The 12,359-nt window shown below is 67.7% G+C and carries 11 protein-coding genes and 1 tRNA gene; 2 read left to right on the plus strand and 10 right to left on the minus strand.

All coding sequences use genetic code 11. The annotated features are described in order from the left end of the window. Positions 1-36: 36 nt before the first annotated feature. From IRG63_RS09705 to polA, 3 genes are read right to left on the minus strand one after another with little or no spacing between them, the layout of a single operon-like run. Complete coding sequence (locus tag IRG63_RS09705; RefSeq protein ID WP_193509996.1) at positions 37-1,032, minus strand: DUF1731 domain-containing protein; 996 nt, start codon at positions 1,030-1,032, stop codon at positions 37-39. Between the two features lie 17 nt (positions 1,033-1,049). Further along, complete coding sequence (locus tag IRG63_RS09710; RefSeq protein WP_193509997.1) at positions 1,050-2,738, minus strand: DUF885 domain-containing protein; 1,689 nt, start codon at positions 2,736-2,738, stop codon at positions 1,050-1,052. Between the two features lie 10 nt (positions 2,739-2,748). Continuing rightward, positions 2,749-5,418, minus strand: coding sequence for a DNA polymerase I (gene polA, locus IRG63_RS09715; protein WP_349236188.1), 2,670 nt, complete (start codon positions 5,416-5,418; stop codon positions 2,749-2,751). 55 nt (positions 5,419-5,473) lie between these two features. Between polA and IRG63_RS09720 the strand changes: the two genes are divergently transcribed. Then, positions 5,474-5,887, plus strand: coding sequence for a PaaI family thioesterase (locus IRG63_RS09720; protein WP_168627288.1), 414 nt, complete (start codon positions 5,474-5,476; stop codon positions 5,885-5,887). A 3-nt stretch (positions 5,888-5,890) separates the two neighbouring features. On the opposite strand, the gene IRG63_RS09725 is transcribed toward IRG63_RS09720, so the two are convergent. Beyond that, positions 5,891-6,505: a response regulator gene (locus IRG63_RS09725; RefSeq protein ID WP_168627289.1), complete on the minus strand. Its 615-nt coding sequence runs from the start codon at positions 6,503-6,505 to the stop codon at positions 5,891-5,893. Between the two features lie 52 nt (positions 6,506-6,557). On the opposite strand from IRG63_RS09725, the gene IRG63_RS09730 reads away from it, so the two are divergent. Beyond that, positions 6,558-6,640 (plus strand) — tRNA-Leu (locus tag IRG63_RS09730). Between the two features lie 124 nt (positions 6,641-6,764). Here the strand turns inward: IRG63_RS09730 and pyk are convergent. Genes pyk through IRG63_RS09760 form a run of 6 tightly spaced genes read right to left on the minus strand, consistent with a single transcriptional unit; the run spans position 6,765 to position 12,337 of the window. Next, the gene (gene pyk, locus IRG63_RS09735; protein ID WP_168627290.1) at positions 6,765-8,240 is read right to left on the minus strand and encodes a pyruvate kinase; all 1,476 of its coding nucleotides are present in this window, start codon (positions 8,238-8,240) and stop codon (positions 6,765-6,767) included. Between the two features lie 7 nt (positions 8,241-8,247). Further along, positions 8,248-9,282, minus strand: a complete 1,035-nt coding sequence (gene lgt / locus IRG63_RS09740) for a prolipoprotein diacylglyceryl transferase (protein WP_349236189.1) — start codon at positions 9,280-9,282, stop codon at positions 8,248-8,250. Between the two features lie 49 nt (positions 9,283-9,331). Next, positions 9,332-10,120: a tryptophan synthase subunit alpha gene (gene trpA / locus IRG63_RS09745; protein ID WP_168627292.1), complete on the minus strand. Its 789-nt coding sequence runs from the start codon at positions 10,118-10,120 to the stop codon at positions 9,332-9,334. A 2-nt stretch (positions 10,121-10,122) separates the two neighbouring features. Further along, entirely contained in the window at positions 10,123-11,325 is a 1,203-nt protein-coding gene (gene trpB, locus IRG63_RS09750; RefSeq protein WP_193509998.1) for a tryptophan synthase subunit beta, read from the minus strand. Further along, positions 11,322-12,095: an indole-3-glycerol phosphate synthase TrpC gene (gene trpC / locus IRG63_RS09755; RefSeq protein ID WP_168627294.1), complete on the minus strand. Its 774-nt coding sequence runs from the start codon at positions 12,093-12,095 to the stop codon at positions 11,322-11,324. Before trpC ends, trpB begins: the two co-directional genes overlap by 4 nt. A gap of 5 nt (positions 12,096-12,100) precedes the next feature. Further along, positions 12,101-12,337, minus strand: a complete 237-nt coding sequence (locus IRG63_RS09760) for a DUF6704 family protein (protein ID WP_227412039.1) — start codon at positions 12,335-12,337, stop codon at positions 12,101-12,103. Between the last annotated feature and the right edge of the window lie 22 nt (positions 12,338-12,359).

Below are 12,359 nucleotides of genomic sequence, written 5' to 3' on the forward strand. Positions count from 1 at the left end.
CGGGCGGATGGGACGTCACAGAAGTGACATGTCAGCCTATCGTGCCGAAGTGCTGTTTGCCACCACCGTGCTCGTGGGCTCCGGCGTGAGGATGTCGCGCAGCGCGCCGTCGAGGTCCGGGTGCCGGAACCGGTAGCCCGCCGCGGTGAGTCGCTCTGGCAGCACCCACCTGCTCTTCAGCACCAGTTCGGTCTCGGTGCGGATGAGAATCGACCCGAGTTCGAGCATCCACCGGAAAGCGGGCAGGCCGAGCGGCATCCGGAGCACCGTGCGCAGGGTTGCCATGAGTTCGCGGTTGTCGACCGGGTTCGGCGCGGTGACGTTGACGACACCGTCGAGGTCGTCGCGGTTCTGGAGGAAACGGATGATCCCGTAGACGTCGTCGAGATGCACCCAGCTGAAGCGCTGCCTTCCGCGGGTGCGTCGGTTCTGGTGGAAGGTGCCGGCGGCCCGACGCGCCCTCGTGCCGAACCAGGTGCCGTCAAGCTGCGGACCACCGAGCCCGAGGCGCACGAGCCACCGGTAGGGCACCATCACGCTTCCGTCACCGAGCACGATCGAGGTGCGCAGGGCGACCCGGCGGGTTGCGGGCAGCGCGCCGTCGAAGAACGCGCTCTCCCACGCTCGGGCGATGTCGACGGAGAAGCCCTCCCCCAGTTCGCCCGTGGCCTCGGTCATCGGCCGGTCCTCGGCGTGACGGTAGATGGTCGCCGTCGACGCGTTCACCCAGAGTTTCGGAGGTGCGGTGGTCGCCCGGATGCCGGCGGCGAGCTCCAGGGTCGTGTCCAGTCGCGAGCGGAGGAGTTCGGCGCGGTTGGCGCGCGTGTAGCGGCAGTTGACGCTCTTGCCGGAAAGGCCGACCACCAGGTCGGCACCCTCCAGGGCGGTGCGGATGCCGTCCGGGTCTCCCCAGACGGCATCCGCGCCAGATCGTCCGATGGTTGTGACGGTGAAGCCGTCACGGCGGAACGAGTCGACCAGGTGGCGTCCGATGAACCCGGACGCCCCGGCAACGACTACCGTCCCGCTCACTGGGCTGTCGCCAGCGCTCAGCCGAGCAGCGCCGACTTGAGCGTGTCGAGGCCGACACCGCCGAGGTCGAGCGCCTTGCGGTGGAACTCCTTCATGTTGAAGTTCTCACCCTCGCGCTTCTTGTACTCGTCGCGGATCTGCTCCCAGATGCGCTGACCGACCTTGTACGACGGAGCCTGTCCGGGCCAGCCGAAGTAGCGGTTGACCTCGAAGCGCACGAACGGCTCGTTCATGTTGACGTTCTTCTTCATGAAGTCGAACGCGTAGTCGAAGTCCCACACGCCGTCGCCGTCGAGCTTGTTCTTGCCCAGGTGCACGCCGATGTCCAGCACAACGCGCGCCGCGCGCATCCGCTGTCCGTCGAGCATGCCGAGGCGGTCGCCCGGGTCGTCAAGGTAGCCGAGGTCCTGCATCAGGCGCTCCGCGTAGAGCGCCCAGCCCTCGGCGTGTCCGCTGGTGCCGGCCAGCTGGCGGCGCCAGGTGTTCAGCTTGGCGCGGTTGTAGACCGCCTGGCCGAGCTGCAGGTGGTGGCCGGGGACACCCTCGTGGTACACCGTGGTGGTTTCACGCCAGGTGTTGAACTCGGTGACGCCCTCAGGCACTGACCACCACATCCGGCCGGCGCGAGAGAAGTCGTCGCTCGGGCTCGTGTAGTAGATGCCGCCGTCCTGGGTCGGGGCGATCATGCACTCGAGCTTCTTCACCGGGTCGGGAATGTCGAAGTGAGAGCGGGACAGCTCCTCGACCGCGGCGTCGCTCAGCTTCTGCATCCACTTCTGCAGCGCCTCGGTGCCGTGCAGCTTGCGCTCCGGGTCGGCGTCCAGCAGCGCCACGGCCTCCTCGACGGATGCGCCTGGCTTGATCTCGTTCGCGATCGCCGTCTGCTCGTCGACCATCCGGCGGAGCTCCTCAATGCCCCACTCGTAGGTCTCGTCTAGGTCGATCTTCGCACCGAGGAAGCGCCGCGACTGCAGCGCGTAGAGCTCACGGCCGACAGCGTCGCGATCGCTCGCGGCGGGCGCGAGTTCGTTCTCGAAGAAGTCGGCGAGCTTCCGATACGCGTCGGCCGAGACCTCGGCGCCCTTCTGCAGGTCGTTCTTGAGCGACTCTGGCAGCTCGCCGTTCTCGACGCTCGCCCCGTTCGCGAAAGTGAAGAAGAAGCCGTCCTTGGACGAGTTGCGCTGCAGCTGCTCGAGCACCTCCATGACCTGGCGGCGGGCGGGGACGCTGCCGTCGCTCATGCCGAGCCGCAGCGTCTCAATGTAGCCGTCGACGGCTCCGGGCAGGTTGCCGAGACGGCCGGAGATCTTCTCCCAGTCCTCGACGGTGTCGTGCGCCATCAGGTCGAAGGTGTCCCGGATGCCCTGCGCAGGGGAGGCCAGCACGTTGACGTCGCGCTTCCACCAGCCGGCGTCGGAGAGCTCGAGCTCCAGCTCGATCTCCGCGGTCATGTCCGTCTTGGTGACCTCGTCGACCTCGTCGACCGGCTGCACGTCGCGCAGCTTGGCGAGGGTGGCCCTCGCCGCAGCCTCGAGCTTCTCGTGGCCGGCAGGCGACAGGTCGGCGAACTCCTCATATCGGCCGGGGATGCCGATCCAGATCGCGACATCGGGGTCGAGATCGGCGAGGGTCGTGACCCACTCTTCGGCGATCTGGTCGATCGCGGACTGGGGGCGTACTTCGTTGTTGTGTTCAGAAGCAGTCATGCCCACGAGCCTAATGTGCCGCCGCGTCCCAGTTGGGGCCCAGTCCGACCTGCACGTCGAGTGGCACCCGAAGCTGCGCCGCGTTGGACATCCGGTCGGTGACGATCGCGGTCATGGTGTCCAGCTCGTCCGGTGCGATCTCGAAGACCAGTTCGTCGTGCACCTGGAGGAGCATCCGGGAGCGCAAGTCCCGGTCCCGGATGTCGGCGGCGATGCCGAGCATCGCGATCTTCATGATGTCGGCCGCGGAGCCCTGGATCGGCGCGTTGAGCGCCGCCCGCTCGGCGTTCTCGCGCAGCACCCGGTTGTTGGAGTTGAGGTCCGCGAACGGCCGGCGGCGGCCGAAGATCGTCTCGGTGTAGCCGTCGATCTTGGCCTGGGCGACCACGTTGCGCAGGTAGGTGCGCACTGCGCCGAACCGGGCGAAGTACTCGCTCATCAGCTGCTTCGCCTCGGACGTCTCGATGCGCAGCTGGCGGGACAGGCCGAACGCGCTGAGCCCGTAGGCGAGACCGTAGGACATCGCCTTCACCTTGGTGCGCATGAGCGGCGTCACGTCCTCCGGCTGCACGCCGAACACGCGCGCACCGACGAACCGGTGCAGGTCCTCCCCCTCGTTGAACGCCTCGATCAGGCCGGCGTCTTCCGACAGGTGCGCCATGATGCGCATCTCGATCTGCGAGTAGTCGGCGGTCAGCAGGGTTTCGAAGCCGTCGCCGTACTGGAAGGTCGAGCGGATCTCCCGGCCGTCCTCGGTCTTGATCGGCACGTTCTGCAGGTTCGGGTCGGTCGAGGCGATGCGCCCGGTGCTGCTGCCCGCCTGCTCGTAGGTGGTGTGGATGCGTCCATCCGGCGCGATGCTCTTCTCCAGGCTCTCCACCATCTGGCGCAGCTTGGTGACATCCCGGTGCTGAAGCAGCAGGTCGAGGAACGGATGCGGCTCGTCGAGCTGGTCGCGCAGGTCGACGAGGGACGCGGCATCTGTGGAGTAGCCGGTCTTGGTGGCGCGGGTCTTGGGCATGCCCAGCTCATCGAATAGCAGCGTCTGCAACTGCTTCGGCGAGCCGAGGTTGACCTCACGGCCGACGCTCTCGAACGCTTTGGCTTCGATCTCGGCTGCGCGCGCGCCGAGGTTCGCGTTCATCTCGGACAGCGCCTGCGCGTCCACCTCGATGCCGGTGGTCTCCATGCCGGCGAGCACCGGCACCAGCGGGATCTCGATCTCCTCAAGAACACGCAGCGAGCCGGGGTCGAGCCGGCCGCGCAGCTCGTCCGAGAGCCTCAGCAGGAACCAGGCGAGGGTCGCCGGGCTGGGCGCCTCGGTGTCAGGCACCAGCTGGTTGGGGTCCGGCTCGGCGATGGTCTCACCCAGGTAGTAGTAGACCTGACCGACGAGGGTGTCGTTCCTGCCGCCCGGCCGCAGCAGCCACGCGGCGAGGGTGGTGTCGAAGGCGATGCCGCCGAGGGTGATTCCGGATGCGGCGAGCCGCTTCAGCGTGCGTTTCGAGTCGTGCAGGATCTTCGGGGCGTCGCTCGCGAGCCAGTCCTCGAGGGCGGCGTAGTCGGGGCGGTGGGCGCCCCACGGCACGAACGCGGAGTCGGTGAGGGTTGCCAGACCGAATCCGGCCAGCTGGTCTCCTGCCCAGTCGGCGACGAGCCCGAGCGGAGCGCCGTCGGCGGTGGCGGTGCGCAGCCAGTTCGCGAGCTCCTCGTCGACCAGCCGGCGCACTGCGGGCACGGCGACCGCGGGCTTCGCCGCGACGGTCTCCTCGACCACTCCCCCGTTCTCGTCGGCGACGATCTTGAGCATCCGGTCGAGCAGGGTGCGGAACTGCAGCCGGTCGAAGATGTCCCGCACGGCTTGCGTGTCCATAGGGCGGCGTTCGAGGTCGGCTGGCCCGAGCGGCAGCTCGACGTCGTCGACCAGGCGGTTGAGCTTGCGGTTCCGGATCGCGCGGTCCTTCTGCTCGCGCAGCTTCTCGCCGACGACGCCCTTGATCTCGTCGGCGTGTTCGAGGATCTGCTCGAGGCTGCCGTACTGCTGCACCCACTTCACGGCGGTCTTCTCGCCGACCTTGTCGATGCCGCTCAGGTTGTCGCTGGTCTCGCCGACGAGCGCGGCGATGTCGGGATACTGCTCGGGTTCGATGCCATACCGTTCGAGCACCGCATCCCGGTCGTAGCGCTTGAGCTCTGACACGCCGCGGGCGTTCGGGTAGAGCAGCGTTACGTTGCCGTTGACGAGCTGGATGGTGTCGCGGTCACCGGAGACCACGGAGACGTCGAAGCCCTGCTCAGACCCCTGCCTGGCGAGGGTCGCGAGGATGTCGTCGGCCTCGAAGTCCTCCTTGCTGATGGTGGGGATGTTCATCGCCGCGAGGGCTTCTTCGAGCAGCGGGATCTGTCCGATGAACTCCGGCGGGGTCTCGCCGCGGGTGCCCTTGTACTCCTCGTACTCGCGCGTGCGGAAGGAGTAGCGGGAGATGTCGAAGGCGACAGCGAGGTGGGTGGGCTTCTCTCGCTGCAGCAGGTTGATCAGCATCGCGATGAAGCCGTGGATGGCGTTCGTGTGCTGGCCTTCCCGGTTCACGAAACTGTCCACCGGGAGGGCGTAGAAGGCCCGGAATGCGAGGGAGTGGCCGTCGATGACCATGAGGGTAGGCTTTGCGGTGTCCGTCACGCAGCCAGCCTAATGGCCGCTGCCGACACCCCCGATCCACCTCTGGAGGGCACACATGGTCGTCCCGATCGACGCGATGAGAGGCACCCTCGTCGAGAGACTCGGCATCGAATTGCTCGAGGTTTCACCCGAGCGCACCGTGGCCAGGATGCCCGTGGAGGGGAACACCCAGCCCTACGGCCTGCTGCACGGCGGCGCATCCGTCGCGCTCGGTGAAACGCTCGGCTCGCTGTCAGCGGCCGCGCACGCGGGCGAGGGACGCATCGCGGTCGGCATCGAGATCAACGCGAGTCACTCGCGCACCGCGACCTCCGGCTGGGTCACCGGGGTGTGCACCGCGATCAGCCTCGGCCGCACCCTCGCGGTGCACGAGATCGTGGTCTCGGATGATGGCGGGAACCGACTCTCGACCGTGCGGATGACCAACCTGCTGCGTGACGCCCCACCCGGTGTGACGTCGGTGCCGTAGCCGCTACTTCTTCTCTTTCGCGCCGCCGAGTTCCTCGATCAGCGCCTTCGCGACGTCGTGCATGGTCAGGCGGCGATCCATCGACGCCTTCTGGATCCAGCGGAACGCCTCCGGTTCGGTGAACCCGAGCTTCTCGTTGAGCAGGCCCTTGGCGCGGTCGACGAGCTTGCGGGTCTCGAACCGCTCGACCAGGTCGCTGACCTCGGCCTCGAGCGCGACGATCTGCGCGTAGCGGGCGAGGGCGATCTCGATCGCGGGCAGCAGGTCGTTCGGGGTGAACGGCTTCACCACGTAGGCGAGCGCGCCGGCCTCTGTGGCCCGCTCGACGAGCTCCTTCTGGCTGAACGCGGTGAGCAGCACGACCGGGGCGATGTGGTCCTTGCTGAGGCGCTCGGCCGCAGAGATGCCGTCCAGCTGCGGCATCTTGACGTCCATGATCACCAGGTCGGGGCGCAGCTCCGTCGCGAGCGCGACAGCCGTCTCGCCGTCTCCAGCTTCACCGACCACCTCAAAACCGTTGTCCCTGAGGGTTTCGACGATGTCCAGCCGGATGAGGGACTCATCCTCGGCTACAACGACTCGGCGGGGTGCGGCTTGCGGGCTGTCCTGGTCGGTCACGTCGTTAAGCCTACGGTATTCTTTGAGCGGCTACGGGGGCATGCCCCCGCAGGCCGGTGTGGCGGAATGGTAGACGCGGAGCACTCAAAATGCTTTGTCCGAGAGGGCGTGTGGGTTCGAGTCCCACCACCGGCACTGAATGGACGCGGCGCGTTCCGCGCGGGCAGCGGACAACCGCGCCCGGTGTGCCGGGCGCTACCGTCCGGAACGGGCGCGCTAGCGGCGGATAGGCGCGGTTCGGTGAAAGGAAGCCGGCCGGCTAGGCGTTTTTGTCGTTGTTGTTGTTGTAGTCGTTATCCGCCCACACCGGTGCGACCGCGTTGATCGCGTCGCCGATGCGGTGGATGCGCATGTCGTTGGTCGAGCCTGGCAAGCCAGGAGGCGAACCGGAGATCACGACCACCTTGTCGCCTGGCTCCGCCATGCCATTGGCGAGCAGCACCTCGTCGACCTGCTTGAACATCGCATCCGTGTGCGAAACCCGATCCACCAGGAATCCGCGGATGCCCCAAGTGAGCGCCATGCGGCGGCGCACGCCCGGCTCGGGGGTGAACGCGAGCATCGGGATCTGCGACCGCAGCCGGGACATCCGGCGGGCCGAGTCGCCCGACTCGGTGAACACGCACAGGAACTTGGCTTCGACGAAGTCGGCGACCTCGGAAGCCGCAAGCGTCACCGCCCCGCCCTGAGTGCGCGGTTTGGTGCCGAGCGGCGGAATGCGCTCCAGCCCGTGCTCCTCGGTGGAGGCGATGATGCGCGCCATGGTCTGCACGGTGATCACCGGGAACTGGCCGACGCTTGTCTCACCGCTCAGCATGACCGCGTCGGTGCCGTCGAGCACCGCATTGGCGCAGTCGGATGCCTCGGCGCGAGTCGGCCGCGGGTTGCTGATCATCGACTCAAGCACCTGGGTGGCGACGATGACCGGCTTGGCCATCCGGCGGCACAGTTCGACCGCGTGCTTCTGCACGATCGGAACCTGCTCGAGCGGCAGCTCGACGCCTAGGTCGCCGCGCGCGACCATGATGCCGTCGAACGCGTCGATGATCGCCTCGAGGTTCTCGACCGCCTGCGGCTTCTCGATCTTGGCGATCACCGGGATCTTGCGCCCTTCTTCGGCCATGATCTCGTGCACGCGCTTGATGTCGTCGGCGCTGCGCACGAACGACAGCGCGATGTAGTCGGCGCCGAGCGAGAGCCCCCAGCGGAGGTCCTCCTCGTCCTTCTCCGACATGGCGGGCACGTTGACCGCCACCCCGGGGAGGTTGATGCCCTTGTTGTTTGAGATCGGACCCGGCACCTCGCACGTCGTGGTCACGACCGTGCCGTCGGTCTCCACGACGCGCAGCGTCACGCGCCCGTCGTCGATGAGCAGCGGGTCCCCCGGCTTGACGTCGTCCGGCAGCCCCTTGTACGTGGTCGACGCCATGTCGCCGTCACCCACGATGTCGTCGGTGGTGATCCGGAAGGTGTCGCCGATCCCCAGTTCGTACGGGCCGCCCTCGAACTTGCCGAGCCGGATCTTCGGGCCCTGCAGGTCGACGAGCACCGCGATGGCGCGACCGGATTCCTCTTCGGCCCGCCGTACGTTGGCGTAGACCTCTTCGTGCACCGCGTGGCTGCCGTGGCTGAGGTTCATCCTGGCAACGTCGACTCCGGCGTCGATGATCGACCGGATGTTCTCGTAACTGGAGGTCGCTGGCCCGAGGGTTGCGACGATTTTGGCGCGTCTCATCTCACGTTCAGTCCTTGCGGGCGACTTCGGAGCTGTGAGCGAAGTCTGAGTCGGAATAGACGTCGTCGGTGTGCACGACCGCATTGGGCGCGAGGTGCTCCTTGCCGGGGACGTACGGGCTGGGCTCGAGGCCGGGGTGCCTGCGGCTCTGCACGATGATGACCACCAGGCCGACAACGATCGCCAGCCACGCCATCCACACGTTGGTGCGCACGCCGAGGAAGATCTCGCTCGGGTCGATCCGGATCATCTCGAAGAAGCTGCGGCCGAGGCCGTACCAGATGAGGTAGAGGCCGATGAGCTTGCCCCACTGCAGGCGCCAGGTGCCCGGGATGGGGGCTGGGATCTCGAAGCCGGCGATGTGCAGCCTGCCGAAGCGCCACTTGCGCTCGAGGTAGAGCAGCACGACCACACCAGCGAGGTTCCACAGGATCTCGTACAGGAACGTCGGGTGGAACAGCGTGCCCGCGGGCAGCCCGGCCGGGAAGGCGGGATTGGTGGACTCGATCTCGAGACCCCACGGCAGGTCGGTGGGCAGACCGTACAGTTCGTGGTTGAACCAGTTGCCGAGTCGACCGAAGGCTTGCGCGAGCAGCAGGCTCGGGGCGAGTGCGTCGGCGAACGCGGTGAAGCGCAGGCCGGTGATGCGGCAGCCGATCCACACGCCGACCGCGCCGAGCATCAGCGCGCCGAAGATCGCGAGGCCGCCCTCCCAGATATAGAGGGTCTTGGCGAGGTCCTTTCCGGGCCCGAAGTAGTCATCCGGATGCGTGATGACGTGGAAGATGCGCCCGCCGATGATGCCGAACACGACGGCCCACAGCGCGACGTCGATGACGAGTCCGGCTTCGGCGCCGCGCTGGTGCAGGCGGTAGCCGGTGAGGATCGCAGCGACGATGATCCCCGTGAGGATGCACAGCGCGTACATGTGGATATCGAGGTTCCAGACGAACCAGGTCAGCCCGATGGAGCGCAGCCAGTCCCCGACCTCGAGAACCTGCCAGGCGTAGTCGGGACTCGGGATGCTTAGCGGAGCGAACACGTATCCAGCGGACCTTTCACGTTTGCTTGAATCTTCAGCGAAGTTCAGCCTAGTGCTGAACGCTGGCCCCGGATGCGAGGTCACGGGCGGTGCTCGCGAGAGCGTCGAGGCCGCCGTCGCTGAGCGCACGCACGAGCGCCGAGCCGACGATCGCGCCGTCGGCATAGGAGAGCACCTCGGCGACCTGGTCGGCCGTTGAGATGCCGAGCCCGACACACGCGTTGGTGGCGCCGGCCTCCCTCAGTCGCGCGACGAGGGTGCGAGCGGCACTGTCGACCTCGGCCCGGGCTCCGGTGATGCCCATCGTCGAAACCGTGTAGACGAACCCGCGGCTGAGCTCTGTGATGGTCCTCAGCCGCTCGTCGCTCGAGCTCGGCGCGGCGAGGAACACCCGGTCGAGGCCGGTGGCCTCTGATGCTGCCAGCCAGTTGGACGCCTCATCCGGGATCAGGTCGGGCGTGATCAGCCCGGCTCCCTGCGCCTCGGCCAACTCGGCCGCGAACCGCTCGACGCCGTACTGCAGCACCGGGTTCCAGTAGGTCATCAGCAGCACTGGCGCGTCGACACGGCTGGTGATCTCGCGCACCGCGGTGAACGCGTCACGAAGCCGGAAGCCTGCGGCCAGTGCGGTCTGCGTCGCCTCCTGGATGACCGGTCCGTCCATGACCGGGTCGGAGTACGGCAGCCCGAGTTCGATGACGTCAAACCCGTTCTCGGCGATCGTGACGGCCGCCTCGATGCTCGTGGCGAGGTCCGGGAAGCCGACCGGGAGGTAGCCGATGAGCGCGCCGGAGCCGGCGTCGCGGCGCGCGGCGATGGTTGTCTCGACCTTGCTCATGCTCACTCCCGCTCGTCCAGGAGCCGGAAGTACTCTGCGGCGGTCTCCATGTCCTTATCGCCGCGCCCGCTCAGGCTGACCAGAATGACGGCATCCGGGCCGAGCTGCTTGCCCAGCCTGATCGCGCCGGCGAGGGCGTGCGCCGACTCGATCGCCGGGATGATGCCCTCGGTGCGGGACAGCAGCCGCAGCGCGTCCATGGCCTCCGCGTCGGTGACCGGCAGGTAGCTGGCGCGGCCGATGGACGCGAGCCAGGAGTGCTCTGGGCCGACGCCCGGATAGTCGAGGCCGGCCGAGATCGAGTGCGACTCGACGGTCTGCCCGTCGTCGTCCTGCAACAGGAAGCTGCGCGCGCCGTGCAGCACTCCGGGGCGGCCCTTGGTGATGGTCGCGGCGTGCCGGGGCGTTTCGACGCCATCGCCTGCAGCCTCGAAGCCGTAAAGCGCGACATCTGGGTCGTCGAGGAACGCGTCGAAGATGCCGATCGCGTTGCTGCCGCCGCCGACGCACGCTGCGACGGCATCCGGCAGCGCGCCGGTCAGCTCGAGGACCTGCGCGCGGGCCTCATCGCCGATGATCTTCTGAAAGTCACGCACCATGGCGGGGAACGGATGCGGCCCGGCCACCGTCCCGAAGATGTAGTTGGTGGTCGCGACGTTGGTGACCCAGTCGCGCATGGCCTCGTTGATGGCGTCCTTGAGGGTGCGTGAGCCGGTGGTCACCGGCACGACCTCTGCGCCGAGCAGACGCATCCGGGCGACGTTGAGCGCCTGGCGCTCTGTGTCGACCTCGCCCATGTAGATAACGCAGTCCATGCCCAGCAGCGCGGCGGCGGTGGCGGTGGCGACACCGTGCTGGCCGGCGCCGGTCTCGGCGATCACGCGGGTCTTGCCGACGCGCTTGGTGAGCAGCGCCTGCCCGAGCACGTTGTTGATCTTGTGCGAGCCGGTGTGGTTGAGGTCCTCGCGCTTCAGGATGATGCGCGCACGGCCGGCGTGCTCGGCGAACCGCGGCACCTCGGTGATGATCGACGGCCGGCCGGTGTAGGTGCGGTTCAAGTGGTCGAGCTCTGCGCTGAACGCTGGGTCGGCCTTCGCCTCCTCGTACGCCTCGGTCAGCTCGTCCAGGGTGGCGATGAGCGACTCGGGGACGAACCGGCCGCCGAACTCGCCGAAGTAGGGTCCGGATGCTTCGCGCAGGCTCATCCGACGGCCAGGAATTCTGCGAGGGTCTCCAGCGGGTCGCCGGTGACGAGGGCCTCGCCGACCAGCACCACGTCGGCGCCGGCCGCGCGATAGGCCGCGACATCCGCGGCGGACTGCACCGCCGACTCCGCGACCTTGATCGCATCCGCGGGGAACCGCTCGACGAGGGAGCCGAACAGGTCCCGGTCGAGCTCGAAGGTGGACAGGTTTCGCGCGTTGACACCGATGAGCCGGGCACCGACATCCGTTGCCCGCGACAGCTCGTCGGCGGAGTGGGTCTCGACGAGCGGCGTCATGCCGAGGTCGGTGATGAGTGTGTGCAGGCGTTCGAGGGTGCGCTGCTCGAGTGCGGCGACGATGAGCAGCACGATGTCGGCGCCGGCCGCCCTGGCCTCGAAGACCTGGTACTCCTCGCCGATGAAGTCCTTGCGCAGCACCGGGAGGGTCACCGCGTCGCGCACTGCCTCGAGGTCACGCAGCGAACCGCCGAAGCGGCGTTCCTCGGTGAGCACGCTGATCGCGCTCGCACCGCCCTCCTCATATAGGGCGGCATGCATCGCGGGGTCTGGGATGCTCGCCAGCGCACCGCGCGATGGACTCGCGCGTTTCACCTCGGCGATGATCTTCACGCGTTCTGCCGGGCTGAGCGCAGCGAGGGCGTCGATGGCGGCGGCACGGTCGAGTGCGGCCCGCTCGACGGCGGCGAGGCTGCGATCTTGCCTGCGCCGAGCCGCGTCCTCGAGCGATCCGTTCAGTAGTTCTAGAAGCACTTCGGTCAGTGGGTCTTCTTAGGCTGGTAACGCTCGCCGCCGGCGCCGTAGCCGGCGCGCTTCAGCACCCAGCCGACGATGAGACCCACGACAACCAGGCCGGCGGAGGCCCAGACGAGCCACTCCATCTCGAACCAGAACGCGCCAGTGCCGATCGCGAACGCGGCGAGCATGATGATCACCGCGGTCCAGGCGGCCGGTGAGTGGCCGTGGCCGGGGTCGCCGATGTTCGAGTTGCTCAATTTCACTCCAGTTCTCATGGGG

The sequence above is a fragment of the Cryobacterium sp. BB736 genome (assembly GCF_014980265.1).
In the GTDB taxonomy this organism is placed as follows: domain Bacteria; phylum Actinomycetota; class Actinomycetes; order Actinomycetales; family Microbacteriaceae; genus Terrimesophilobacter.

What these genes read in the sequence shown, in the direction of transcription:
- IRG63_RS09710 (WP_193509997.1), bottom strand. Translation starts at nt 2,738, where the DNA reads ATGACTGCTTCTGAACACAACAACGAAGTACGCCCCCAGTCCGCGATC.
- IRG63_RS09720 (WP_168627288.1), top strand. Translation starts at nt 5,474, where the DNA reads ATGGTCGTCCCGATCGACGCGATGAGAGGCACCCTCGTCGAGAGACTC.
- pyk (WP_168627290.1), bottom strand. Translation starts at nt 8,240, where the DNA reads ATGAGACGCGCCAAAATCGTCGCAACCCTCGGGCCAGCGACCTCCAGT.
- trpA (WP_168627292.1), bottom strand. Translation starts at nt 10,120, where the DNA reads ATGAGCAAGGTCGAGACAACCATCGCCGCGCGCCGCGACGCCGGCTCC.
- trpB (WP_193509998.1), bottom strand. Translation starts at nt 11,325, where the DNA reads ATGAGCCTGCGCGAAGCATCCGGACCCTACTTCGGCGAGTTCGGCGGC.